Raw genomic sequence first — 24632 nt, 5'->3', positions numbered from 1 at the left:
ATGAGCAATGAAAGCAAGGTCATGCTGTCCGGGTTTGCCCAACCCATCTCGCTGCGCCTCGATCACCTCAACGAAACCGCGCGCCAGACCCTGCGCGAATCGCCCCTGTACCGCAACGCGGCGCTGGTACACAGTTCCGAAGACGCCTTGCAGGCCGCGCAATTGCTGACCAATGCCGCAACACTGGCCAGCCCGGTCACGACCAATGGCTGGGATACCGTGAGCATCTGCAGGGTCAGTGCGCTGAACCAGCGCATAGCACTGGAGAAAACCTACCCCGCCAACATCGACGCCGGAGTCGACAGTTTCTCGCTCAAGGCCGACTTCGATGCCTGGTCGATTACCACCGGTGGCGACGGACGCAACGTCAAGGTGCGCATCCCCTTTGGCTCAGGGACATACAAGGGCCTGGGCGGCAAGACCTATCAGGTCCAGGGGATGTCCGCGGATGTCTACGTCAAACTCAGTTACTTCCCGGCGCCCAATCCGGTATCGGCCTCTGATGGCAAATACGAACTGCAAGTCAACACCCAGGCAACGGACCCTGATGACCCGATCGCGGCAGTGATTGCGCTCAGGGACCCGAACAACGTCCTGAGCAGCATCGACCAGAGTGTGATGCGCGGCGTCATCGAAGATTGGCTGAACCGGCCCGAGAACCTGAAGAAGTTCGACACGCTGTTCAGTACCGTGCTGATCAACAACATGGGCAAGGAAAGCGAGGATTTCAAATGGTTGCGAGCGACCTCGATGAGCTACGCCTACACCGACAAGAACAGTGAGGAAAGCAGCATCTTCGGGGTGCTGGCCATGACCAACGAACGTGACTCCACTGGGTTGCCAAACCAGTTGCCCGCCGTGCTGCTGGCGGCTGACAACAATGCCAACTTCCTCATCAGCCGGGAGATCTTCGTCAAGTATCAGTTGCTGGCGGCATTGCCGTACATCTTCGACGGCACCACCGAGGCCAACTTCACCCTGGATGCGGCAGGCACGTCCATCACTGCCAACGATCTGAAGCTCGACAGCGTCAAGTACGGGGCCATCACTTATCATCCCGTGGCTGAAAAATTCGATATCAACTTCGACGAGTCCTATATCCGTACCGAGTGCAAGGTGCGCACCGACATCTCGCCCGGTATCGTGGCCTACACCCGTATCGTCACCAAGCAGACGTTGCAGCTGGGCGTCAACGACAAGGGCGAACAGGTGATGGTGTATGCCATGGTCGGAGACCCGGATGTGCAAAACACCACCGACATCGCCACCTGGGTGATCGTCACCGAAGCCATTCTGGGCGCGATTGCCGCCGTGGCCACCGCCGTGGCCGGTGGCGTGGGCGGAAAGGTGATGGCGTTGATCGTCGGCATCATCGCGGCACTGGTGGTGGCCATTGTCAGCATCGTCATCCACGTGATCATCGAGCGCGTGGTGGCGGGTGGCGTAACCAACAACATTCCATCCATAGCCCCCATGGTCAAAGTGGCGGCGAACCAAGTCAAATGGCCATTCAGTGAACCGGATGCCTTTGTCCTGACCGATATCAGCTACTCCGGTGCGCTGATTTTCGGCGGCTCGCTGAAGTTGCTGGAGAAATTCTGCATCCAGGACAAACGCCTCGCCCTGGCGACGCTGGCCGCCTGACCTCGGCGACTCAACCCCGGGCCCTAATGCCCGGGGTTGGTTGCACGCCCATCACCATTCCTTTGGTATGATCGAAAGTCGATTGTGCATGGATCAATGCAGCGCGCTGCTCAAACCGCTGAACAGGTTCGAGCTGGCAGCTCATCGCTCCGCATGGCCACTCCACTTTTAGCGAATGCCCAAGGTTTCATGCGAAAACTCCTGGCAAGCGCCCTGGCGCTGGTGATGATCGCCGCACTGTGCGGCTACGGCTTCTGGACCCAACAGCGCCCGGAAGGCCACTACCTGTCTGACCTGCGCATCGAACTGGCACTCAACCATGGCGTGCCGGGCGAGCACGGCAACCTGCTCGGTGTCGAACCGCTGCTATACCCGGGCGACTACCAGAACCTGCAACGCCTGCACCGCAAACTCGCCGCTTACCTGGAGCAAGCCCGTGCCCAAGGGCTGGTCAGCCCGCGTACGGTGGTGGTGCTACCAGAGCACATCGGCACCTGGCTGTGGGCGCGTGGTGAGAAGAACGAGCTGTACCAGGTCACTCAGAGCCGCGAAGCTCAACAATGGCTGGAGCTGAGCAACCCACTGCGCTATGGCCTGGCCATGCTTCGCGCCGACGGCGACGACTGGCGTGCCGATGCACACCTGCGCATGAAGGCCGAGCAAATGGCCGCAGACTACCAGCAGCTGTTCGGCGGCCTTGCCAAGGAGTTTGGCGTCACCTTGGTGGCCGGCTCGATCGTGCTGCCCGAACCCTACGTGAAACAAGGCGTGCTGCATGCCGGCCGTGGTCCGCTGTTCAACAGCAGCGTGGTGTTTGCAGGTGACGGCTCGCTACTGGGCCAGCCCCAGCGCCAGCAATATCCCGACAGTGAAATGCGTCGCTACGTCCACGACGGCCGCCAGCACCCGCTGCAAGTCGTGCAGACCCCGGCCGGTCGCCTGGGGGTGCTGGTGGGCAGCGACAGCTGGTACCCGGAAAACCATTCACAACTGGCACAACAAGCGGTGCAACTGGTCGCCAACCCGGTGTTTCTCAGCGGCAAGGGTAGCTGGCAAGCGCCGTGGCGGGGCAATCGCCATCAACAAGCCAGTGCCGAGCTGGCCTTGCAGCGCGGCGAAGTCAGTGAACAGACCGCGTGGCAGCACCTGACCGAGGCGGCAGGGGCCAGCGTCAGCAGCATGAGCGTGTTCATGCGCGGGCAATTCTGGGAACAGGCCAGTGACGGCCAGGGCTTTGCACGCCAGTCGGGCGAGTTGCTGGCGGGTACCCCAAGCCCTGGCGCCCGCCTGCTGAACCTGTGGTTGTAGGCCCATGGCCCGCCCCCGCGTGCGCCTGGGTGACCTGTCAGTTGGTTTTGTCCAGCCACTGAGCGAAGCCCTGCGCGAGATGGGCCACGACCCTGAGCCCCTGCTGCGCCGCTATGGCCTGGATGCCCCGCGCCTCGCCGAAGCCGGCGCACGTCTGTCGATTCCCCGTTACATGCACCTGGGCCACGCAGCCATCGAACTGAGCGGCGAGGCCGCGCTCGGCTTGCACATGGGGCGCCTGAGCCGCCTGGCACATGCCGGCCTGGCCGGGGTAACCGCCGCCCAGGCACCCACCCTGGGCGAGGCGGCGCGCACCCTGCTGCGCTTCGAGCCACTGTACGCGGCCAACTACCGTGGCCATTCCAGCTTTGTGGAAGATGCCCACGGCGCTTGGTTGCGCTTCTACTCCATCAACCCCTACAACGCCTACAACCGCTTCGTGGTCGATTCACTGCTTGCCGGCTGGCTAGCGCAACTGGCCGACCTGGCCGGCATGGAGATACAGGCGGAACGCCTGGACATTGAATTTTCCGCGCCCGCCTATTCTGCGCGCTATCAGGCGCTGTGCAGCACGCCAGTGCAGTTCGCGGCCGAGGGCAACCAGCTGCGGTTAAGCCGCGCAACACTGCAACTGGCCAACCCCAGGCATTGCCCGAGCACCTGGCAACACCTGCTGCAACTGTGTGAGGCAGAGCTGCTGCAACGCACACGGGTGCGCAGCCTGGGTGAACGCATCACCCACTTGCTGGGCCCACTGCTCAATGGCGGCCGTGAGCCAGACCTGGAAGAAGTGGCGCTGCACTTGCAGTTACCCACCTGGACGCTGCGCCGTAAACTGGCCGAGGAAGGCACGCGCTTTCGCGACGTACTCAACGAAACACGACGCGACCTGGCCGAGACCTACATCCGTGATACGGAGCTGGCGTTTGGCGAGATCGCCTATTTGTTGGGGTTTGCTTCGGCCGAGGCCTTCCAGCGCGCGTTCAAGCGCTGGACGGGCCTTACGCCGGGAGAGTTCCGCCGCAGCCAGCGGCGGGCGGGCTAAAGCTCGGTGGCGTCGTCGGCCGGTTCCGGGGTGTCCAGCTCGTAAGCCTGGGACTCGAGAAGTTCTTCCTGGTATTCATCCATAGCCCTGCGTCCTCTTTACTCATTTTGTCTTCGTAGGTGTCGCCTTCAACCTAAGCAGGTGGGATGAAGGAATGATGACAAGCGTATGAGTGGTAAACGTAGCAGGTGTTCAGGAAGTTATCGCGGGGTGTCTGTAACAGGGGATGTGTCAGCCTGTATCGATCAAAGTGAGGGGGAGGCAGCCTCGGCAGGCTGCGGCTCCTGTTGCACCTGAATCGGCGCAGACTCCACGGGCGGCGCGACCGGCTGCGACCCCTGGCTGTCATCCACCACCGGTGCCGCTACCGCCTCACTTGCCGGGGGCCCAGCCGCAGGTGCGGGTGCGGCCTCTGGAGCCTGGGCAGGTGCCACCGGGTTCGCTGCAGCCTGCTCTGGCAGCCCCAGGTCTACCGCCGGCTTTTCCACCTTCGGTGCCGGTGCGTCAACCTTGGCCTTTTCGACCTTCTTCGGCTTGGGCAGGTAGCTCTCCACCAAGGCGAAATAGCGGTCATAGAACTGCGCCGCAGTCACCGTCTCGCTGGCCACCTTGACCATCGAGTCGTCACTGGAGCCGATCGGCATCGACACCGACCCCAACACGCCTACACCCAGGCTGGCGGAGGTGTTGGACTTTTTCAGCGCGTATCGGTCCTGCAGGGCATTGGCAAACATGGTCGAACGCTGTTCGTCGCTCACATCCGGCGCGCACGTGACGTTGAAGCTGATCTGCAGGTGGTTCTCGCTGTTCTGCTGGAAGCTCTTGTTGCCCACCACCTGGTTGGCACCGCTGCTGGTGATGATGTAGCCCTGGCTGAGCAAGGCACGCCGGGCAGCCTCGCAGGAACCCGCATCGCTTACCGCAAAGCTGCGCGAGAACGTGCCTGAATCATCGAAGTTTTCGTGCTCGTAGACGGCTGCTTTTTTCGAGGAACAACCGGTCACGCCCGCCAGCACCAGGGCCAGCCCGAGCGCACCAAAGACGGAAGATCTGGTCATTGCGAATTCCGGAAATGTCGAGAAGGTGCCTATTGTGCAACACACCGGGCAGGGACAGGAACCGCTGGTCGGTGAAGAACCTGTCAGGTTGATGTAAATCTGGGTAAAGGTAGGCGATTGCCTGGCGCCAAAACGAAAAAAGCGACCCGAAGGTCGCTTTAACGTTGCTTCAAGGCGTTCATGGGGCCTTGAGGCGAAGATGGCGCAGCGGACGGGACTCGAACCCGCGACCCCCGGCGTGACAGGCCGGTATTCTAACCGACTGAACTACCGCTGCGTATCGTTCAGGCTTGCGCCCGATTGAAACCTGGGTCTACCCTTGCGGCGCCATGGCCTCAGGGCAGGCACAAAAAAAGCGATTACGTGATCGCTTCTCTTGTGTTTGCTTCAAGGCGTTCTAGGGACCTTGAAACGAAGATGGCGCAGCGGACGGGACTCGAACCCGCGACCCCCGGCGTGACAGGCCGGTATTCTAACCGACTGAACTACCGCTGCGTATCGTTCAGGCTTGCGCCCGATTGAAACTGGGATCAGCCCAAGGCGTTTGCCTTGTGGCTTCAGACCGGTGCAAGGCACCCATCTGTTACTGAAAAATGGCGCAGCGGACGGGACTCGAACCCGCGACCCCCGGCGTGACAGGCCGGTATTCTAACCGACTGAACTACCGCTGCGCAGTGCGTTCCTCTCTGGCTTTTGGCTTCTTGCGAAACCTGAGCGGCAGGAACATCTCAGGAAGTGGTGGGTGATGACGGGATCGAACCGCCGACCCTCTGCTTGTAAGGCAGATGCTCTCCCGGCTGAGCTAATCACCCTCGCGATGTTGCTTGTTGCGTTTGCTTCGCTGAGGCCGCGAAATTTACGCAGGTGGCGAAGCTAAGTCAATAGCCCCATTGAATTTTTTTCAAAATACAGGAAAAAACGGTTTACCTGCCTTTGGCCTGTATTGGCCGCTTCGCGGGCACGCCCGCCCCCACAGGATCTCTACAGACCTTGAAAGGATAAGCAGCCTATTCAGGTGTAGATCATCTTGCGGGTCATGCCGCCATCGACCACGAACTCCTGGCCGGTGACGAACGCCGCCTGACGCGACAGCAACCAGGCAACCATGGCCGCTACATCCTCCACTGTCCCTACCCTGCCCGTCGGGTGCTGGGCATGGTCGGCTTCGGTCAGTGGCTCGGCGCGGCGCTGCGACGGGTCACGGGCATCGATCCAGCCCGGGCTCACCGCATTGACGCGGATCTCCGGGCCAAGGCTCATGGCCAGCGCATGGGTCAAGGCCACCAGGCCGCCCTTGCTTGCGGCATAAGCCTCAGTGTCGGGTTCGGACTGCCGCGCCCGGGTAGAGGTCAGGTTGACGATGGCCCCGTTGTGCGCACGCAGATACGGCGCACAATGCTTGGCCAGCAACATGGGGCCATTGAGGTTGACCGCCAGTACCCGATTCCACTGCGCCAGGCTCAGGCTTTCCAACGTCTGATTGTGCGGGTTGGCGATGGCCGCGTTACACACCAGCGCGTCCAGCCGGCCAAACTGCCCGAGCACCTCGGACACCCCGGCACTGACCTGGGCTTCGTCGGCGACGTCCATGGTTATGAACCAGGCATTGTCACCCAGTGCCTTGGCCACCTTGGCGCCACGGGGGCGGTCAAGGTCGCTGAGCACCACTTGCCAGCCTTCGCAGATCAACCAGGCGGCAATGCCCAGGCCGATGCCGCGCGCGGCACCGGTCACCAGGGCTACCCGGCCATTGTGGCCCGGGGTGTTGCCGCCAATCTGGATCACAGTGCAGCCAGCCCGCGCGCCAGGTCGGCCCGCAGATCGGCCACATCTTCCAAGCCCACGGCAACGCGGATCAGGCTGTCGCGGATACCCGCGGCTTCACGCTCCTGCGGCGACAGACGGCCGTGGGAGGTGGTAGCCGGATGAGCGATGGTGGTCTTGCTGTCACCCAGGTTGGTGGTGATGGAAATCACCCGGGTGGCGTCGATGAAGCGCCACGCACCCTCTTTGCCGCCCTTGACCTCAAAGCTGACCACCGCACCAAAGCCACTCATCTGGCGCTTGGCCAGTTCGTGCTGCGGGTGGCTAGGCAGGCCTGCGTAATGCACCTTCTCCACGCCGTCTTGCTGCTCCAGCCATTCGGCCAGGGCCTGGGCGCTTTCGCAGTGTGCACGCATGCGCAGGCGCAACGTTTCCAGGCCCTTGGTGAAGATCCACGCGTTGAATGGGCTGAGGGTCGGGCCTGCGGTGCGCAGGAAACCCACCACTTCTTTCATCTGCTCGGCACGGCCGGCAACCACACCGCCCATGCAGCGGCCCTGGCCGTCGATGAACTTGGTGGCCGAGTGGAACACGATATCGGCACCCAGCTTCAGTGGCTGTTGCAGCGCCGGGGTGCTGAAGCAGTTGTCCACCACCAGCATGGCGCCATGAGCATGGGCGATTTCGCTGAGCGCAGTGATATCGACCAGCTCGGCCAGCGGGTTGGACGGCGATTCGACGATCAGCAGCTTGGTGTTGGCCTTGATGGCCTTTTCCCAGCCGGCGAGGTCGACCAGTGGCACGTAGTCCACTTGCACGCCAAAGCGCTTGAAGTACTTCTCGAACAGGCTGATGGTGGAGCCAAATACGCTCTGCGACACCAGCACATGGTCACCGGCGCTGCACAGCGACATCACCACGGCAAGGATCGCCGCCATGCCGGTGGAGGTACCCACGGCCTGCTCGGCACCTTCCATCGCCGCCAGGCGTTCCTCGAAGGCCCGCACAGAGGGGTTGGTGTACCGCGAGTAGACGTTGCCCGGCGTTTCGCCGGCAAAGCGCGCAGCAGCATCGGCCGCCGTGCGGAATACATAGCTGGAGGTCAGGAACAGCGCTTCGCTGTGCTCGCCTTCCGGTGTACGGTTTTGACCAGCGCGCACCGCCAGGGTGTCGAAACCGACACCCTCGAGGTCGCTGTCCAGTCGTCCGGCATCCCATTGATCCGTCATGCCGTCGCTCCCAGAATCAGTTGTTGTAGAGGTCGATGATCGCGCTGACGGCCTGGTTCTTGACCTTGGCCAGATCATTACGGGCCTGCTCGATACGGTCGAGGTAGGCCGCGTCGATATCGCCGGTGACGTATTCACCGTTGAACACCGCGCAATCGAAGTGATCGATCTTGATCTTGCCGCCACCGACCGAATCGATCAGGTCTGGCAGGTCCTGGTAGACCAGCCAATCGGCGCCGATCAACTCGGCCACCTGTTCGGTGGTACGGTTGTGGGCGATCAGTTCGTGAACACTCGGCATGTCGATGCCGTAGACGTTGGGGTAGCGTACCGCAGGGGCTGCGGAGCAGAAGTAGACATTCTTGGCGCCGGCTTCGCGGGCCATCTGAATGATCTGCTTGCAGGTGGTGCCGCGCACGATCGAGTCGTCCACCAGCATCACGTTCTTGCCACGGAACTCCAGTTCGATGGCGTTGAGCTTCTGGCGCACCGACTTCTTGCGCGCGGCCTGGCCGGGCATGATGAAGGTACGGCCGATGTAACGGTTCTTGACGAAGCCTTCGCGGAACTTGACGCCCAGGCGGTTGGCCAGCTCCAGCGCGGCAGTGCGGCTGGTGTCCGGGATCGGGATGACCACGTCGATATCATGCTCAGGGCGCTCGCGCATGATCTTGTCGGCCAGCTTCTCACCCATACGCAGACGGGCCTTGTACACCGAGATACCGTCGATGATCGAGTCCGGGCGAGCCAGGTAGACGTGTTCGAAGATGCACGGCTGCAGCTTCGGTGCTTCGGCGCACTGCTTGGTGAACAGTTGGCCTTCTTCGGTGATGTACACCGCTTCGCCCGGCGCCAGGTCGCGGATCAGGGTGAAGCCGAGCACGTCCAAGGCCACGCTTTCCGAGGCGATCATGTATTCCACGCCTTCGTCGGTGTGACGCTGGCCGAACACGACCGGGCGGATGCCGTGGGGGTCACGGAAACCAACGATGCCGTAGCCGGTGATCATCGCCACCACGGCGTAGCCACCAACGCAGCGGCTGTGCACGTGGGAAACCGCCGCGAACACATCTTCTTCGGTCGGCTGCAGCTTGCCGCGTACGGCCAGTTCATGGGCGAACACGTTCAGCAGCACTTCCGAGTCGGAGTTGGTATTGACGTGACGCAGGTCGGACTCGTAGATCTCCTTGGCCAACTGTTCGACGTTGGTCAGGTTGCCGTTGTGAGCCAGGGTGATGCCGTACGGCGAGTTGACGTAGAACGGCTGGGCCTCGGCCGAGGTCGAGCTGCCCGCTGTCGGGTAGCGCACGTGGCCGATGCCGATGCTGCCCACCAGGCGCTGCATGTGGCGCTGCTGGAACACGTCGCGCACCAGGCCATTATCCTTGCGCAGGAACAACCGGCCGTCATGGCTGGTCACGATACCGGCAGCGTCCTGGCCGCGGTGCTGGAGGACCGTAAGCGCGTCATACAGCGCCTGATTGACGTTCGACTTACCGACGATACCGACGATGCCACACATGCGACGCAACCCCTACTTTGACGAAACTTGAGTGAATAGCGCTCAGGGCTTGGACGGCCCGAGCAACTGTTCCTTGAACGGAAGATCAGCCGGAGCGCTGATCAGCCCACTGGGCGACCACTGGCCGGCGAAACCCAGGATCAGGTTTTTTGACCAGTCGGCGACCAAGAGAAATTGTGGTATCAGGCGCGATTCCTGCCACCAGGTATCTTGTTGAACCGGCCCCAGGCTGATCAGGCCTATGGCCACTACTACCAGCAAGGCCCCGCGCGCGGCGCCGAAGGCCATGCCCAGGAAACGATCGGTGCCGGACAACCCGGTCACGCGGATCAGCTCGCCGACAAGGAAGTTGACCATGGCCCCCACCAGCAAGGTGGCGACGAAAAGAATGGCGCAGCCAGCGATGACGCGCATCGATGGCGTCTGGATATAGCTCTCAAGATACACCGAGAGCGAACCGCCGAACATCCAGGCAACCGCACCGGCAATGATCCAGATGAGCAAGGACAAGGCTTCCTTGACGAAGCCGCGCTTGAGACTGATCAGTGTGGAGACGGCGATGATCGCGATGATCGCCCAATCAACCAAGGTAAATGCCACGGTGCTGCCTGCAGACGTTTGAGGCGGCGCATTTTACCAGAGCGGCGAGGGGTTGGGTAAGCGGAATGTCAGGGGATTGGGTTGGCTTCATCGCCGGCAAGCCAGCGCCCACAGGTACGGCACAACCCTCCTGGTCGGCGCTGTACCTGTAGGAGCAGCCTTGTGCTGCGAAGAGGCCGGTACAGATACTGTATTTGTGTCGCCGGTACCGGCCTCTTCGCAGCACAAGGCTGCTCCTACAGATTCCGCGCAGGCCTTGGCTGGGCCTCGTTATCAGCTGCGCTCAGGCTGGAAGCGCACCACAAAGCCCTTGAGGCTGTTCTGGCGGTTGATGGCATCACGCGTGCGCTCGGCCTCGGCCCGCTCGATCAGCGGCCCCACGTACACCCGATTCATGCCACCCGCCGAGCGGATATAAGCGTTGTAGCCTTGGCTACGCAGCGTTTGCTGCAGCTTTTCGGCTCCGGCGCGGTTGGACAGGCTGGCCAACTGGATCGACCAACTGACCGGCAGGCCATTGACATCGACCTTCGAGGGCGCAGCCGGCGCTGGTGCGGCAGCGGCTTTGGTCTCGACCTTGGGCGCTGGCGCGGGTGCCTGCGGCTTGGGCGACTGAACCTGCGCCTGGGTCTGTGGCGACGGGGTGATGGGTTGGCTGGGCGTGCTCGCCGGCGCAGTGGCCTCGTCGATCACCACCGGCGCCTGCGGCTGCGGCTCCGGCACAACTTGCGGCTCCGGTACGGCAACCGGCTCCACCTTCACTTCCGGCAGGCTGGGCATGGCCGGTGCCTGCGGGGTTTCGACGTGCACCTGGCGCATCTCGTCCTCGCGGGTGAACAGCATCGGCAGAAAAATCACCGCCAGCGCCACCAGCACCAGCGCACCCACCATGCGCTGTTTCATCCCTTTATCCAGCACTGCCATCTACTCCACCCTCCTGGGCGTGCCGCTCCAGCCATTCCAGCGCCTGGGCGACACAGAAAAACGAACCGAACAGCAGGATCTGGTCATCCGCCGTCGCCTGCGCACATTGCCCTTCAAGGGCGGCGTCGACACTGGCATAAGACTTCACCGGCGCACCGAGGTTCGTCAAGGCTGTGGCCAGCTCCGCAGCCGGGCGGCTGCGCGGGGTGTCCAGCGGCGCCACCGCCCAGTCGTCGACCAGGCCCTGCAGCGGCGCGACAACGCCGTCCAGGTCTTTATCGGCGAGCAGGCCGAACACCGCGAGGCGGCGCCCCTTCAGCGGCCGGGCCGCCAGGCGCTGGGCCAGGTATTGCGCCGCATGCGGGTTATGCCCGACATCCAGCAGCAGCTCTACCGGCCTGCCCTGCCAGCTCAGCAGACGGCGGTCCAGACGCCCGGTAATACGGGTATTCAGCAGCGCCTGGCGAACCTGCGCAGCATCCCACGGCAGCCCCATCAGCAGGTAAGCCTGCAGGGCCAGCGTGGCGTTCTCCATGGGCAAGTCAAGCAGAGGCAGGTCCTGCAGCGTTACCTGCGCGCCATCGGCCGCGGTACCACGCCAGCTCCAGCTGCCAGCGGCGCTGTCCAGGTCGAAATCACGACCGCGCAGGAACAGTGGCGCGGCCAGTTCGCCAGCCTTGTCCAGCAACGGCTGTGGTGGGTCCAGGTCGCCGCACAGGGCCGGCTTGCCGGGGCGGAAGATGCCGGCCTTCTCGAAGGCCACCAGCTCGCGGGTATCGCCCAGGTAATCGACATGGTCAACACCGATGCTGGTCACCAGGGCCAGGTCGGCATCCACCACGTTGACGGTGTCCAGGCGACCGCCCAGGCCCACTTCCAGCACCACGGCATCCAGCTGCGACTGGTAGAACAACCAGAACGCGGCCAGCGTACCCATCTCGAAGTAGGTCAGAGAAATATCGCCCCGCGCCGCCTCGACGGCAGCAAAGGCTTCGCACAGGCGCTCATCGCTGGCCTCTTGCCCCTCGATCAGCACCCGCTCGTTGTAACGCAACAGGTGCGGCGAGCTGTACACGCCGACCTTGAGCCCCTGGGTGCGCAGCAACGAAGCCACGAAGGCGCAGGTCGAACCCTTGCCGTTGGTGCCGGTTACCGTCACCACGCGCGGCGCCAGCTTGCCCAGCGCCAACCGGGCAAGCACCTTCTGCGACCGCTCCAGGCCCATGTCGATGGCCGAGGGGTGCAACTGCTCGAGGTAGGCGAGCCATTCGCCCAGGGTTCGTTGTTTCATCACGCGACGGCAGCCGCCTCACGCGCTTGCTCCGGGGTTTGCTGGCCGGTCATTTGCGCCAGCAGGCGGGCCAGACGCGGGCGCAGTTCGCCACGGGAGATGATCAGGTCGATAGCACCGTGTTCCAGCAGGAACTCGCTGCGCTGGAAGCCCTCTGGCAGCTTCTCGCGTACGGTCTGTTCGATCACGCGTGGGCCGGCGAAGCCGATCAGGGCCTTCGGCTCACCGACGATGACATCGCCGAGCATGGCCAGGCTGGCGGAAACGCCACCGTACACTGGGTCGGTCAGGACCGAGATGAACGGGATGCCTTCTTCGCGCAGGCGCGCCAGTACGGCCGAGGTCTTGGCCATCTGCATCAGCGAGATCAGCGCTTCCTGCATGCGCGCACCGCCCGAAGCGGAGAAGCAGACCATCGGGCAGCGATGTTCCAGGGCGTAGTTGGCAGCGCGCACGAAACGCTCGCCGACGATGGCGCCCATGGAACCACCCATGAACGAGAACTCGAAGGCGCTGACCACGATCGGCATGCCCATCAGGGTGCCGCTCATGGAAATCAGCGCGTCTTTTTCGCCGGTCTGTTTCTGCGCGCCGGTCAGGCGATCCTTGTACTTCTTGCCATCACGGAACTTCAGACGGTCGACCGGCTCCAGGTCGGCGCCCAGTTCGGCACGGCCTTCGGCGTCGAGGAAGATATCGATGCGCGCACGTGCGCCGATGCGCATGTGGTGGTTGCACTTGGGGCAGACATCCAGGGTCTTTTCCAGCTCCGGACGATACAGCACGGCCTCGCAGGACGGGCACTTGTGCCACAGGCCCTCAGGCACCGAGCTCTTCTTCACCTCGGAACGCATGATCGAAGGGATCAGTTTGTCGACTAACCAGTTGCTCATGCTTTCTTTCTCCAGTATTGGCAGGCGCGGGTCGGCATCACCGGCCCTGCCCTGCCCTTGAGCTCAAAATCTTTTACGAAACGATGATGGACCGGCCGCCGGGGCTTCCAGCGCGCCACTCCACCGCTAATGTATTGTCTTGCCGCCGCAGGTGCGGGCGGCGGCCCCGCAGGGCTGCGAAAGCTATGGACGATGGCGCGCAGCCAGCCGTCACATCTGCCATCACGCCTGTTTCACCGCGCGCATGAACGCCTCGATCTTCGCCGCGTCCTTGATGCCCTTTGCCTGTTCGACGCCACCACTGACATCCACCGCATAAGGCCGTACCTGGGCAATGGCCTGGCCAACGTTATCGGCCGACAAGCCGCCCGCAAGGATGATCGGCTTGCTCAGGCGTGCCGGTACCAGTGACCAGTCGAACGCTTCGCCGGTTCCCCCAGGCACGCCCGCCACGTAGGTATCCAGCAAAATGCCGCGAGCACCCGCGTAATGCTGGCAGGCCGCCTCCAGGTCGTCGCCCGGGCGCACACGCAGGGCCTTGATCCAGGGGCGGTGGTAGCCTTCGCAGTCCTGCGGGGTTTCATCGCCGTGGAACTGTAGCAGGTCCAACGGAACTACTTCGAGGATCTCGTTCAGTTCGCAGCGCGAGGCGTTGACGAACAGCCCAACCGTGGTCACGAACGGCGGCAACTCGGCGATGATCGCCCGCGCCTGGCGCACATCCACCGCACGCGGGCTCTTGTCATAGAAGACCAGGCCGATGGCATCGGCCCCCGCCTCGGCAGCGGCCAGTGCATCTTCGATGCGGGTAATCCCGCAGATCTTGCTGCGAACATTGCTCATGGAACGCGAACCCTGGTTATTGCGGTGAAAGGCCGGATGTTAGCAAATGACTTTTCGCCCGTCAGTCTGCCAACGCCTCGTAACCGCTCAAAAAGTGTGGGCCGATGTAACGCTTGGGCAGCGCAAATTCCTCGGGGTACTCCACCTGCACCAGATAAAGCCCGTATGGATGGGCGGTTACCCCACCTTCGCGGCGGTTGCGCCCTTCCAGCACCTCGCGTGCCCAGGTAACCGGGCGTTCGCCGGCGCCAATGGCCATCAGCACACCGGCAATGTTGCGCACCATGTGGTGCAGGAAGGCGGTGGCACGCACGTCCAGCACGATCATTTGGCCATGGCGGGTAACGCGCAGGTGGTAGATGTGCTTGACCGGTGACTTGGCCTGGCACTGGCTGGCGCGGAAGGCGCTGAAGTCATGGGTGCCAAGCAGGAACTGCGCGGCCTCGGCCATGCGCTCGACATCCAGCGGACGGTGGTTCCAGGTCACTTCCTCGGCCAGGTGCGCCGGGCGAATCGGGTCGTTGTAGATGACGTAGCGGTAGCGACGGGCGCAGGCCTTGAAACGGGCATGAAAGTCAGCCGGCATCGGCTGCGACCAGACCACGCTGATGTCGTGCGGCAGGTTGAAGTTGGTGCCCATGGTCCAGGCACGCTCGTCGCGCACGGCACGGGTGTCGAAGTGCACCACCTGCCCGCAGCCATGGACACCGGCGTCGGTACGCCCGGCGCAGATCACCGAAATCGGCTCGTTGGCAACTTTGGACAAGGCTTGTTCCAGGGCCTGCTGCACACTCGGCACACCGCTGGCCTGGCGCTGCCAGCCGCGGTAGCGCGCGCCCTTGTATTCCACGCCCAGGGCGATACGGGAGAAGCCTTCGGCCGCGGATTCGGCAGTAGCGGTGTCGATGATGTCCAAGCGCATGAAACCTGTGGGGTGTACGGAATGGCGGGGATTATAACGACAACGGCAGCCGTGTAGGGCTGCCGTTGGATGTGCACTGCGTTTGAGGGCCTCTTCGCGGGCAAGCCCGCTCCCACAGAGACCCCACAGCCCCCACAGAGCCCACAGATCTCAACTCATGCGAGCACCCTATGGGAGCGGGCATGCCCGCGAAGAGGCCCGCGCAGGCAACCTCAGACCAGGCGAGAGAGCATGTCTTCGGCTTCCTGGCGCTGGCTGTCATCGCCGTCCTTGACCACTTCATCAAGAATGTCGCGCGCGCCTTGGCTGTCGCCCATGTCGATATAGGCACGGGCCAGGTCGAGCTTGGTGGCCACTTCGTCACTGCCGGAGAAGAAGTCGAAGTCCAGGTCGTCCAGAGGCTCTGGTTCTGGCTGCGCAACCGCGTCCTCGCTGGTGAAATGCGGTTCCAGCGATGGCGACTCGAGGCTCTGCGACAGCTTGTCCAGTTCGGCGTTGACGTCGCTCAGCTCCGAGGCAAAGCTTTTGGCCGCTGGGGAATCGTCTTCGAGCGACAGGGACAAGTCGAAGTCCGACGGCATGTCGAACTCGGACACCGGATCAAACTCCGGCACGCTGTCGAAGGCGGCCAGTTCAGCGGCGACATCCACCGGGTCTTGTGCCAGTGCATCCGGCGCAGCCGGGGCGACCGGCTCGCTGACGTCGAGATCGAAATCAGACAGGTCCACAGCAGGCTGCGGCTCGGCCTGAGCCAGCATGGCCTCGAAATCAGCGTCGGCGCTGTCTTGCAGCTCGGCATCCACGGCAAACGGCTGTTCTTCTGGTTGAGCCTCTTCCAGCTCGGGCTCGTCCAGCACAGGCTCGGCAATGACCAACTCGTCGGGCACAGGCTCCTGAGCCATCGGTTCGTCCAGCAACGGCGCTGCCAGCGGGTCTTCCTCGGGCAGATCTTCGCCCAGGCTCAGGTCGAAAGCGCTGCCCAGGTCCTGCTCATCCAGGCCCGCTGCATCGAGCGTCGGCACTTCATCGAAGGCATCCAGCTCCGCTTCAGGCGCTGCTTGCACGGCAACCTCTGGCTCAGCCTCCACTTGCGGCTCGAATTCAGGCACCTCGTCCGGCACCACATCGGCAACCACCGGGGCTTCGGGCTCATCGTGCAGCAGCTCCTGCACGTACTGCTCATCCATCTCGGCCGCCAGCGCCGCCGCACCCAGGCCGGCAGCAGCCAGGCCGAGCATGGCTGGGTAACGGTCTTTCAGGCCGGCGACTTCGGCAACGTTGCGCTCGCTGGCCAGCAGCTGGCGCTCCTGCTCGGCGAACGCGCTCTGGTCACCCTGGCGGGCGTAAACATCCATCAACTTCAGGCGCAGGTCGTCACGCTCCGGCGCTGCGGCCACGGCTGGTTCCAGCAGATCGGTGGCGCGGTTCAGACGGCCTTCGGCCACGCATTGATCGACTTCCGCCAACAGTGCGGCGTGCGGATCTGCCTGGGGTTCGAATTCGGGCTGCGCCTCGGCAACGGGTGCCGAGACTTTTTCCGCGGCGACGGCAGCAGCAGCGGAAGCTGCGACCACAGCCGGCGACAGGGTCACGCTCGGCTCCGACACTTCGACGCCGTCGAGGCTCTCGGTATCGTTGTCGAAACCTGCACCCTGCTCTTCTTCCAGCGCTCGCGCCATGCGCAGGTGTTTTTCAGCTTCTTGCTGGGCCTTGCGCTTGCGCGCCAGCAGCCACAACAGCAGCGCCAGCACCAGGATGCTGGAGCCGGCAATCAGCCCCAACAGCCACGGGTTGCCCAGGAACTGATCGAGCGCACCATTGGGCTGGCTGACAGGCGCTGGCTTGGCGGCGGGCGCCGGCTTCGCCGCAGTATCGACGGCAGTAGGGGCTGGCTTGACCACGGGCTGGGCCGCAGTAGCGGCAGCCGCGGCCGGGGCCGCTGCACCCTGGCCTTCGAGGCGCGCCAGCTGGTTGTTCTTCAGCTCGATCAGGCGCTGCAGCTTGTCCAGTTGGCTCTGCAGGTCGGCCATGCGGCTTTTCAGTTCTTCGTTGTCGCGACGGCTGGTGTCCAGGCTTTCCTGGGCCACGGCCAGCTTGTCATTCAACGCCTTGGCCTGGCTGGCACCGGCCTGGTTACCCGGGCTGACCAGGCGCAGGTTGTCGCCTTGGGCGATACGCGACGGCGCGGCCTCGGCGGCGCCACGGCGGGTGGCATCCAGCTGGCGGGCACGCGGGCCCAGGCGGCGGCCTTCACGCCAGGCGGCATACTGTTCGGCCACCTCGCTGTTCGCCTCGCCCTGCACAATGCTCTGAATCTGCTGCTGGTCGGGCAGGCGCAGTACCTGGCCAACCTTCAGCTGGTTGATGTTATTGCCGATGAAGGCGTCCGGGTTCAACGCCTGGATCGCGATCATGGTCTGCTGGATCGACCCACCCTGGGTGTTGCGCGCGGCAATCTGCCACAAGGTGTCGCGGCGCTGGGTGGTGTAGCTGCTGGGGCCGGTCGTAGCCGGTGTGACATTGCCCGCCGCCGCTTTGTCGCCCTGGGCCTTGGCCTGGTCGAGCAGCACGCTGTAGTCACGCAGCAGACGGCCCTGCGGCCACATCACCTGGACCAGGAACTTGACCACCGGCCCTGGCAACGGCTGGCTGGAAGTCACCCGCAGCACGCTCTTGCCGTTGGGGTTGATCACCGGTGTGAAGGTCAGGTCTTCGAGGTAGCTTGGAAACGCCACCCCGGCCTTGCTGAACTCTTCCGGTGGCGCCAGGCTCGGCGCTACTTCGGCGGCCTTGAGGTCGCGCACGTCGAGCAATTCGATCTCGGCGTCCAGCGGCTGATTCTGTGCCGACTTCAGGGTCAGCTCCCCCAGGCCCAGCGCATTCGCCATGCCAGACGACAGCGCAGATGCTGCAGCCATGGCCAGAACCAGTTTGCGAATTCGAAGCATGACCTCTTCCCTTGTATGAATCGTCCCGAAACCTGCATGCGGAGCAGGACAAAAGTGCTCGCCAGTATCTTTTACGGCATGTGTTTAATCAACAATTGCGCCACTTGCACGGCATTGAGCGCGGCGCCTTTGCGCACATTGTCAGTGGTGAGCCAGAGGTTGAGCTGCTGGTCTTCATCAACGCCGTGCCGTACACGACCAACATAGACCACGTCTTGGCCCACTGCGTCACCTACCGGGGTCGGATAATCATCACGCTCCACCAGCTCGACACTGTCAGCTGCCTCCAGGGCCTGGTTGACCGCCTCCAGATCGACTGGGCGACGGCTCTGCACGGCCACACTGAAGCTATCGCCGAAAAACACCGGGACTTGAACGCAGCTCACGGAAATCTTCAGTTCAGGCAAGCCCAGCAGCACGCGCAACTCGCTGACCAGGCGGCGCTCCAGCGCGGTATGGCCCTGTTCATCGGCTGCACCCACCTGGGCCAGCAGGTTGAACGCTACCTGGCGATCGAAGAAGCGCGGCTCCAGTGGCCGGGCGTTGAGCAGCTCGGCCGTTTGCCGGGCCAGTTCGCTGACCGCTTCGCGGCCTTGTGCAGACACCGCCAGCGCTGCCATCACCTGTACCCGCTCGATGTCCAGCAGGCCTTTGAGCGGCGCCAGCGCGACCGCCAGGGCAACCGCGGCCGAGCACGGGCTGACAATGCGTGCCGGCAGCGTCAGGCCTGCCAGGCGTTTGGCGTTAGCTTCAGGCACCAGGGCCAGGGCGTCGTCCAGGCCACCGGACAGGTCGATGACCGTGCAGCCCGCCTGCAGCGCCTTGCCGGCAAAGCTGCGGCTGACTGCGGCGCCAGTGGCGAAGAAGGCCAGCTTGGCCTGGGTGAAGTCGAAGCTGTCGACCTCACGCACCTTGAGCTTCTTGCCGGCGAACATCACGCTGCTGCCCGCCGACTCCATGCTGGCCAGCAGGTGCAGGGTGGCGACCGGGAACGCCAGTTCTTCGAGCACCTGTACCAGGGTTTCACCGACGCTGCCGGTGGCGCCGACGACGGCGATATCGAATGTAGGGTTCATGATGCGGGCTGCCTCAGGCGAAACGGGAGCGGCACTTTACTCGCATTACCCGGGTGAGGCCAATGTCACCTACTGCCCCCTGTGTGAGCAGCCATTCACAGGCATAAAAAAACCCGCGCTGTCACCAGCACGGGTTTTACGGTCAAACCAGAACGATCAACGCTCCAGCAGAATCCGCAGCATGCGGCGCAGCGGTTCGGCGGCGCCCCACAGCAGCTGGTCACCAACGGTGAACGCGCCCAGGTACTGCGAACCCATGTTCAGCTTGCGCAGGCGGCCAACCGGGATGTTCAGGGTACCGGTGACCTTGGTCGGGGTCAGTTCCTGCATGCTGATTTCACGCTGGTTAGGCACCAGTTTCACCCAAGGGTTGTGCTGGCTGATCATGCCTTCGATGTCGGCGATCGGCACGTCCTTGTTCAGCTTGATGGTCAGCGCCTGGCTGTGGCAACGCATGGCGCCGATGCGCACGCAGATGCCGTCGACCGGGATCGGGCTCTTGAAGCGGCCGAGGATCTTGTTGGTCTCGGCCTGGGCCTTCCACTCCTCGCGGCTCTGGCCGTTCGGCAGTTCCTTGTCGATCCACGGGATCAGGCTGCCCGCCAGCGGCACGCCGAAGTTTTCAGTCGGGAACGCTTCGCCGCGCATGGTCTCGGCAACCTTGCGGTCGATGTCGAGGATGGCGCTGGCCGGGTTGGCCAGGTCATCGGCCACTGCCGCGTGGGTCGCGCCCATCTGCTTGATCAGCTCGCGCATGTTCTGCGCACCGGCACCCGAGGCTGCCTGGTAGGTCATGGCGCTCATCCACTCGACCAGGCCGGCTTCGAACAGGCCACCCAGGCCCATCAGCATCAGGCTGACGGTGCAGTTGCCGCCGATGTAGTTCTTGGTGCCGGCGTCCAGCTGCTGGTCGATGACCTTGCGGTTGACCGGGTCGAGGATGATCACCGCGTCATCCTGCATGCGCAGGGACGAAGCGGCGTCGATCCAGTAACCCTGCCAGCCGGCTTCACGCAGCTTGGGGAAGACCTCGTTGGTGTAGTCGCCGCCCTGGCAGGTCAGGATCACGTCGAGGGTCTTGAGTTCTTCAATCGAATAAGCGTCCTTGAGTGGCGCTGTATCCTTGCCCACGTTCGGGCCCTGGCCGCCAACATTGGAGGTAGTGAAGAACACCGGCTCGATGAGGTCGAAATCCTGCTCCTCCAGCATCCGCTGCATGAGCACGGAACCGACCATACCGCGCCAACCGATCAGACCTACACGTTTCATCGCAACTACACCTTTGCTAAAAGTGGGCCGCCACCGGGAATGTTGGGTGGCGGGCCAGAGAGATTACAGATTCCGCAGCGCTGCGACTACTGCGTCGCCCATTTCCTGCGTACCAACTTTGCGGCAGCCTTCCGAGAAGATGTCGCCGGTGCGCAGGCCTTGGTCCAGCACCAGGCTCACGGCCTTCTCGATCGCCTCGGCGGCAGCCGACTGATTGAAGCTGTAACGCAGCATCATCGACACCGACAGGATGGTCGCCAGCGGGTTGGCGATGCCAAGGCCTGCGATATCCGGCGCCGAGCCGTGGCACGGCTCGTACATGCCCTTGTTGTCGGCATCCAGCGATGCCGAAGGCAGCATGCCGATGGAACCGGTCAGCATGGAAGCTTCATCCGACAGAATGTCACCGAACATGTTGTCGGTCACCATCACGTCGAACTGTTTAGGGGCACGCACCAGCTGCATGGCCGCGTTGTCGACGTACATGTGGCTCAGTTCCACGTCCGGGTAGTCCTTGGCCACGTCTTCGACCACTTCGCGCCACAGCTGGCTGGAGGCCAGGACGTTGGCCTTGTCCACCGAGCACAGCTTCTTGCCGCGCACGCGGGCCATGTCGAAGCCGACACGGGCGATGCGGCGCACTTCGCTTTCGCTGTATGGCAGGGTGTCGTAGGCCTGGCGCTCGCCACCTTCCAGCTCGCGCTGGCCACGCGGGGCGCCGAAGTAGATGCCGCCAGTCAGCTCACGGACGATGAGGATGTCCAGGCCCGAGACGATTTCCGGCTTCAGCGACGAGGCATCGGCCAGTTGCGGGTAGAGGATGGCCGGGCGCAGGTTGGCGAACAGGCCCAGTTGCGAACGGATCTTCAGCAAGCCGCGTTCCGGGCGGATGTCACGCTCGATCTTGTCCCACTTCGGCCCGCCCACGGCGCCCAGCAGCACGGCATCGGCCTTGCGCGCACGCTCCAGGGTTTCGTCGGCCAGCGGTACGCCGTGCTTGTCGATGGCGGCGCCGCCGATCACGTCGTGCTCCAGGCTGAAACCGAGCTGGAACTTGTCGTTGGCCAGCTCCAGCACCTTGACCGCTTCGGCCATGATTTCCGGGCCAATACCGTCACCTGGGAGAATCAGAATCTGCTTGCTCATGCTTTCCTCTATCCATTCACGCGGTGCGGCCAAACGGGCCCCACCGAAAAGTGCTTAACGCTCGGCCCACAACACCAGCACATCGGTGCTGAACGAGCCATCGGCCTCGATTTGATAATACTGCCGTACTTCTTCGCCCATGGCTTGCTGCAATTGGCGGATGGCCACCCGCATCGGTTCAGGGGTGCGCATGCGCTCTACCCAAGTGTTCCACTCCAAGCGCAGCGGCTGACGGGCGTGGCTGCGCACATGCAGGCCGGCTTCGCTGACCTGGCGTTGCCACTCGGCGGCGGAGTAGTCGCGCACGTGGCTGGTGTCGCGCAATACCTCGACCGTTTGCAGGTAGGTGTCGAGCAACGGGCTGCCCGGCGACATCACATCGATGAACGCCGCCACGCCACCTGGCTTGAGCACCCGGCGCACTTCGCGCAGGGCCAGGCCCAGGTCGCTCCAGTGGTGGGCCGAGTAGCGGCTGAAGACGAACTCGAACGAGGCATCGGCGAACGGCAAACGTTCGGCAGCGCCACGTTCGGTGGTGATATTGGCCAGGCCGCGTTCGGCGGCGGCGCTGGCGACCACGTCGAGCATGGATTGCGAGAGGTCGTAGGCGACCACCCCGGCGACCAGCGGAGCGACGTGGAAACTGACATGACCGGCACCGCAGCCCAGGTCCAGCACACGGGCATGGGCCTGCCCCGCCAGCTCGGCCTGCAGCAGGGCGAACTCACTGCCCTGGGCGTGCACGGCGCTGCTGAGGTAGGCGCTGGCCTGTTCGCCGAACTGGCGTTGGACCACATCGGTGTGTTGGGTGCTGGTCATGTCTCAATCCTTTAGATTTTTGTTGCCTGTGCCGGCCCTTTCGCGGGCATGCCCGCTCCCACAGGTACCGCACCGCCCACAGGGAGGGTGATATCCCTGTGGAAGCGGGCGTGCCCGCGAAGAGGCCGGTACTGTCACCTGCAAACTTCAGGCATCACGGAACAACCAAGGCTGCCCGGCGCGGTGCTTGCCTTCGAAGGCCTTGATCGCCTCGCTGTCCTGCAAGGTCAGGCCGATATCGTCCAGGCCGTTGAGCAGGCAGTGCTTGCGGAATGCATCGATCTCGAAGTGCAACACCTTGCCATCCGGGCGGGTCACCGCCTGCGCTTGCAGGTCGATGGTCAACTGGTAGCCCGGGTTGGCTTCGACCTGCTTGAACAACTCGTCCACTTCCTCATCGCTGAGGATGATCGGCAGCAAGCCGTTCTTGAAGCTGTTGTTGAAGAAGATGTCGGCAAAGCTCGGCGCGATGATGCTGCGGAAGCCATACTCGTCCAGCGCCCAAGGGGCGTGCTCACGGCTGGAGCCGCAACCGAAGTTCTCCCGCGCCAGCAACACGCTGGCACCCTGGTAGCGCGCGTGGTTGAGCACGAACTCCTGGTTCACCGGGCGCTTGCTGTTGTCCTGGTAGGGCTGGCCCACGTCCAGGTAACGCCATTCGTCGAACAGGTTCGGGCCAAAGCCGGTGCGCTTGATCGACTTCAAGAACTGCTTGGGGATGATCTGGTCGGTGTCGACGTTGGCACGGTCCAACGGCGCGACGAGGCCAGTGTGCTGGGTAAAGGCTTTCATGCTGCGCTCCCTTGGATCAACTCGCGGACATCGATGAAGTGGCCGGCTACCGCGGCGGCGGCGGCCATGGCCGGGCTGACCAGGTGGGTACGGCCACCGGCGCCCTGACGGCCTTCGAAGTTGCGGTTGGAGGTGGACGCGCAGTGCTCGCCGCTCTCCAGGCGGTCCGGGTTCATCGCCAGGCACATCGAGCAGCCTGGTTCACGCCATTCGAAACCGGCTTCGAGGAAGATCTTGTCCAGGCCTTCACGCTCGGCCTGGGCCTTGACCAGGCCCGACCCCGGCACGACGATGGCTTGCTTGACGCTGGCGGCCACCTTGCGGCCCTTGGCGATTTCCGCTGCGGCGCGCAGGTCTTCGATGCGCGAGTTGGTGCACGAGCCAATGAACACACGGTCCAGCTTGATATCGGTGATCGCCTGGTTGGCGGTCAGGCCCATGTACTTCAAGGCACGCTCGATCGAACCACGCTTGACCAGGTCGGCTTCGGCGGCCGGGTCCGGCACGCGCTGGTCGACGGCCAGGACCATCTCGGGCGAAGTGCCCCAGCTGACCTGTGGCTTGATCTGGCTGGCATCGAGCTCGACCACGGTGTCGAACACTGCGTCGTCATCCGACACCAGGTCTTTCCACGATTCGACGGCCTGCTTCCACTGCTCGCCTTTCGGCGCGTACGGGCGGCCTTCGACGTAGGCAACGGTGGTGGCGTCGGTCGCCACCAGGCCCACACGGGCACCGGCTTCGATGGACATGTTGCAGATGGTCATGCGGCCTTCCATCGACAATTCGCGGATGGCGCTGCCCGCGAATTCCATGGCGTGGCCGTTGCCACCGGCGGTGCCGATCTTACCGATCACCGCCAGCACGATGTCCTTGGCGGTAACGCCGGCCGGCAATTGGCCTTCCACGCGCACCAGCATGTTCTTCATCTTCTTGGCGACCAGGCACTGGGTGGCGAGCACGTGCTCGACTTCGGAGGTGCCGATGCCATGGGCCAAGGCACCGAAAGCGCCGTGGGTGGAGGTGTGCGAGTCGCCGCAGACCACGGTCATGCCTGGCAAGGTGGCGCCCTGCTCCGGGCTGATGACGTGGACGATGCCTTGGCGCTCGTCATTCATCTTGAATTCGACGATGCCGTATTCGTCACAGTTCTCGTCGAGGGTCTGCACCTGCAGGCGCGACACCTGGTCGACGATGGCCTCGATACCGCCCTTGCGCTCTGGCGTGGTCGGCACGTTATGGTCGGGCGTGGCGATGTTGGCGTCGATGCGCCACGGCTTGCGGTTGGCCAGCCGCAGGCCTTCGAAGGCCTGGGGCGACGTCACTTCGTGGATGATGTGGCGGTCGATGTAGATCAAGGACGAGCCGTCATCGCGGCGCTTGACCTCATGGGCTTCCCAGAGTTTGTCGTAGAGCGTTTTGCCAGCCATCAGACTGTTCCTCATCAGCGTCTTTCTATGCCAAAGACCCCTTGGCTTGTACGGACGATGCTATGGGGTTAGATTGAATAACTCAAATTCATAATTTTTATGCTTTGGA

General features: G+C 63.4%; 20 protein-coding genes and 4 tRNA genes. 3 read left to right on the top strand and 21 right to left on the bottom strand.

Annotated features, from left to right (window positions below; genetic code table 11):
• From ACNFBR_RS14870 to ACNFBR_RS14860, 3 genes are all read left to right on the top strand, one after another.
• A complete protein-coding gene (locus tag ACNFBR_RS14870) occupies nucleotides 1–1644 on the top strand; it encodes a TULIP family P47-like protein (protein WP_416735595.1) in 1644 nt (547 codons plus the stop codon).
• Nucleotides 1645–1833: 189 nt separating this feature from the next.
• Nucleotides 1834–2952 (top strand): nitrilase-related carbon-nitrogen hydrolase, encoded by a 1119-nt coding sequence (locus ACNFBR_RS14865; RefSeq protein ID WP_416735594.1) that lies wholly within the window; start codon nucleotides 1834–1836, stop codon nucleotides 2950–2952.
• 4 nt (nucleotides 2953–2956) lie between these two features.
• A complete protein-coding gene (locus tag ACNFBR_RS14860; RefSeq protein WP_416735593.1) occupies nucleotides 2957–3997 on the top strand; it encodes an AraC family transcriptional regulator in 1041 nt (346 codons plus the stop codon).
• A 245-nt stretch (nucleotides 3998–4242) separates the two neighbouring features.
• Here the strand turns inward: ACNFBR_RS14860 and ACNFBR_RS14855 are convergent, their stop codons facing one another.
• The 21 genes from ACNFBR_RS14855 to leuC form a co-directional block, all read right to left on the bottom strand.
• Entirely contained in the window at nucleotides 4243–5055 is an 813-nt protein-coding gene (locus ACNFBR_RS14855; RefSeq protein ID WP_416735592.1) for a DUF2242 domain-containing protein, read from the bottom strand.
• A 200-nt stretch (nucleotides 5056–5255) separates the two neighbouring features.
• A tRNA-Asp gene (locus ACNFBR_RS14850) sits at nucleotides 5256–5332 on the bottom strand.
• A 141-nt stretch (nucleotides 5333–5473) separates the two neighbouring features.
• Nucleotides 5474–5550: transfer RNA gene (locus tag ACNFBR_RS14845), tRNA-Asp, on the bottom strand.
• A 99-nt stretch (nucleotides 5551–5649) separates the two neighbouring features.
• Nucleotides 5650–5726, bottom strand: a tRNA-Asp gene (locus ACNFBR_RS14840).
• 65 nt (nucleotides 5727–5791) lie between these two features.
• Nucleotides 5792–5867, bottom strand: a tRNA-Val gene (locus ACNFBR_RS14835).
• A gap of 199 nt (nucleotides 5868–6066) precedes the next feature.
• Nucleotides 6067–6840: an SDR family oxidoreductase gene (locus ACNFBR_RS14830; RefSeq protein WP_416735591.1), complete on the bottom strand. Its 774-nt coding sequence runs from the start codon at nucleotides 6838–6840 to the stop codon at nucleotides 6067–6069.
• Nucleotides 6837–8048, bottom strand: coding sequence for an O-succinylhomoserine sulfhydrylase (locus tag ACNFBR_RS14825; RefSeq protein WP_416735590.1), 1212 nt, complete (start codon nucleotides 8046–8048; stop codon nucleotides 6837–6839). Before ACNFBR_RS14825 ends, ACNFBR_RS14830 begins: the two co-directional genes overlap by 4 nt.
• 16 nt (nucleotides 8049–8064) lie before the next feature.
• Nucleotides 8065–9570: an amidophosphoribosyltransferase gene (gene purF, locus ACNFBR_RS14820; RefSeq protein ID WP_416735589.1), complete on the bottom strand. Its 1506-nt coding sequence runs from the start codon at nucleotides 9568–9570 to the stop codon at nucleotides 8065–8067.
• A gap of 42 nt (nucleotides 9571–9612) precedes the next feature.
• Nucleotides 9613–10170 (bottom strand): CvpA family protein, encoded by a 558-nt coding sequence (locus ACNFBR_RS14815; protein WP_416735588.1) that lies wholly within the window; start codon nucleotides 10168–10170, stop codon nucleotides 9613–9615.
• Nucleotides 10171–10443: 273 nt separating this feature from the next.
• Nucleotides 10444–11094 carry an SPOR domain-containing protein gene (locus ACNFBR_RS14810; protein WP_416735587.1) on the bottom strand — a complete coding sequence of 217 codons (651 nt, stop codon included), beginning with the start codon at nucleotides 11092–11094 and terminating at the stop codon, nucleotides 10444–10446.
• A complete protein-coding gene (gene folC / locus ACNFBR_RS14805; protein ID WP_416735586.1) occupies nucleotides 11078–12385 on the bottom strand; it encodes a bifunctional tetrahydrofolate synthase/dihydrofolate synthase in 1308 nt (435 codons plus the stop codon). Before folC ends, ACNFBR_RS14810 begins: the two co-directional genes overlap by 17 nt.
• Entirely contained in the window at nucleotides 12385–13278 is an 894-nt protein-coding gene (accD, locus tag ACNFBR_RS14800; protein ID WP_416735585.1) for an acetyl-CoA carboxylase, carboxyltransferase subunit beta, read from the bottom strand. Before accD ends, folC begins: the two co-directional genes overlap by 1 nt.
• Before the next feature lie 222 nt (nucleotides 13279–13500).
• A complete protein-coding gene (locus ACNFBR_RS14795; RefSeq protein WP_416735584.1) occupies nucleotides 13501–14121 on the bottom strand; it encodes a phosphoribosylanthranilate isomerase in 621 nt (206 codons plus the stop codon).
• Nucleotides 14122–14182: 61 nt separating this feature from the next.
• On the bottom strand, nucleotides 14183–15043 hold the full coding sequence (gene truA / locus ACNFBR_RS14790; RefSeq protein WP_416735583.1) for a tRNA pseudouridine(38-40) synthase TruA: 861 nt from the start codon (nucleotides 15041–15043) through the stop codon (nucleotides 14183–14185).
• 212 nt (nucleotides 15044–15255) lie between these two features.
• Nucleotides 15256–17991, bottom strand: a complete 2736-nt coding sequence (locus ACNFBR_RS14785) for a FimV/HubP family polar landmark protein (RefSeq protein WP_416735582.1) — start codon at nucleotides 17989–17991, stop codon at nucleotides 15256–15258.
• A gap of 71 nt (nucleotides 17992–18062) precedes the next feature.
• Nucleotides 18063–19067, bottom strand: coding sequence for an aspartate-semialdehyde dehydrogenase (locus ACNFBR_RS14780; RefSeq protein ID WP_416735581.1), 1005 nt, complete (start codon nucleotides 19065–19067; stop codon nucleotides 18063–18065).
• A 156-nt stretch (nucleotides 19068–19223) separates the two neighbouring features.
• Nucleotides 19224–20336 (bottom strand): aspartate-semialdehyde dehydrogenase, encoded by a 1113-nt coding sequence (asd, locus tag ACNFBR_RS14775; RefSeq protein ID WP_416735580.1) that lies wholly within the window; start codon nucleotides 20334–20336, stop codon nucleotides 19224–19226.
• Between the two features lie 63 nt (nucleotides 20337–20399).
• Nucleotides 20400–21482, bottom strand: a complete 1083-nt coding sequence (leuB, locus tag ACNFBR_RS14770; RefSeq protein WP_013971603.1) for a 3-isopropylmalate dehydrogenase — start codon at nucleotides 21480–21482, stop codon at nucleotides 20400–20402.
• 54 nt (nucleotides 21483–21536) lie between these two features.
• The gene (locus tag ACNFBR_RS14765; protein ID WP_416735579.1) at nucleotides 21537–22301 is read right to left on the bottom strand and encodes a class I SAM-dependent methyltransferase; all 765 of its coding nucleotides are present in this window, start codon (nucleotides 22299–22301) and stop codon (nucleotides 21537–21539) included.
• A 147-nt stretch (nucleotides 22302–22448) separates the two neighbouring features.
• Nucleotides 22449–23093: a 3-isopropylmalate dehydratase small subunit gene (gene leuD, locus ACNFBR_RS14760; RefSeq protein ID WP_416735578.1), complete on the bottom strand. Its 645-nt coding sequence runs from the start codon at nucleotides 23091–23093 to the stop codon at nucleotides 22449–22451.
• Nucleotides 23090–24523, bottom strand: a complete 1434-nt coding sequence (gene leuC, locus ACNFBR_RS14755) for a 3-isopropylmalate dehydratase large subunit (protein WP_003247191.1) — start codon at nucleotides 24521–24523, stop codon at nucleotides 23090–23092. Before leuC ends, leuD begins: the two co-directional genes overlap by 4 nt.
• Nucleotides 24524–24632: the final 109 nt, after the last annotated feature.

Origin of the sequence: Pseudomonas sp. NY11955, assembly GCF_048068035.1 — a bacterium.
Taxonomy (GTDB): Bacteria; Pseudomonadota; Gammaproteobacteria; order Pseudomonadales; family Pseudomonadaceae; genus Aquipseudomonas.
This window is presented reverse-complemented; position numbering and strand designations above follow the sequence as displayed.

Coding starts and splice junctions, on each gene's coding strand:
- ACNFBR_RS14795 (WP_416735584.1), bottom strand. CDS start 14,121: ATGAGCAATGTTCGCAGCAAGATCTGCGGGATTACCCGCATCGAAGAT.
- ACNFBR_RS14765 (WP_416735579.1), bottom strand. CDS start 22,301: ATGACCAGCACCCAACACACCGATGTGGTCCAACGCCAGTTCGGCGAA.
- asd (WP_416735580.1), bottom strand. CDS start 20,336: ATGAAACGTGTAGGTCTGATCGGTTGGCGCGGTATGGTCGGTTCCGTG.
- ACNFBR_RS14780 (WP_416735581.1), bottom strand. CDS start 19,067: ATGAACCCTACATTCGATATCGCCGTCGTCGGCGCCACCGGCAGCGTC.
- leuD (WP_416735578.1), bottom strand. CDS start 23,093: ATGAAAGCCTTTACCCAGCACACTGGCCTCGTCGCGCCGTTGGACCGT.
- ACNFBR_RS14855 (WP_416735592.1), bottom strand. CDS start 5,055: ATGACCAGATCTTCCGTCTTTGGTGCGCTCGGGCTGGCCCTGGTGCTG.
- ACNFBR_RS14870 (WP_416735595.1), top strand. CDS start 1: ATGAGCAATGAAAGCAAGGTCATGCTGTCCGGGTTTGCCCAACCCATC.
- ACNFBR_RS14865 (WP_416735594.1), top strand. CDS start 1,834: ATGCGAAAACTCCTGGCAAGCGCCCTGGCGCTGGTGATGATCGCCGCA.
- leuB (WP_013971603.1), bottom strand. CDS start 21,482: ATGAGCAAGCAGATTCTGATTCTCCCAGGTGACGGTATTGGCCCGGAA.
- accD (WP_416735585.1), bottom strand. CDS start 13,278: ATGAGCAACTGGTTAGTCGACAAACTGATCCCTTCGATCATGCGTTCC.
- ACNFBR_RS14810 (WP_416735587.1), bottom strand. CDS start 11,094: ATGGCAGTGCTGGATAAAGGGATGAAACAGCGCATGGTGGGTGCGCTG.
- truA (WP_416735583.1), bottom strand. CDS start 15,043: ATGCGCTTGGACATCATCGACACCGCTACTGCCGAATCCGCGGCCGAA.
- ACNFBR_RS14825 (WP_416735590.1), bottom strand. CDS start 8,048: ATGACGGATCAATGGGATGCCGGACGACTGGACAGCGACCTCGAGGGT.
- folC (WP_416735586.1), bottom strand. CDS start 12,385: ATGAAACAACGAACCCTGGGCGAATGGCTCGCCTACCTCGAGCAGTTG.
- ACNFBR_RS14785 (WP_416735582.1), bottom strand. CDS start 17,991: ATGCTTCGAATTCGCAAACTGGTTCTGGCCATGGCTGCAGCATCTGCG.
- leuC (WP_003247191.1), bottom strand. CDS start 24,523: ATGGCTGGCAAAACGCTCTACGACAAACTCTGGGAAGCCCATGAGGTC.
- ACNFBR_RS14860 (WP_416735593.1), top strand. CDS start 2,957: ATGGCCCGCCCCCGCGTGCGCCTGGGTGACCTGTCAGTTGGTTTTGTC.
- purF (WP_416735589.1), bottom strand. CDS start 9,570: ATGTGTGGCATCGTCGGTATCGTCGGTAAGTCGAACGTCAATCAGGCG.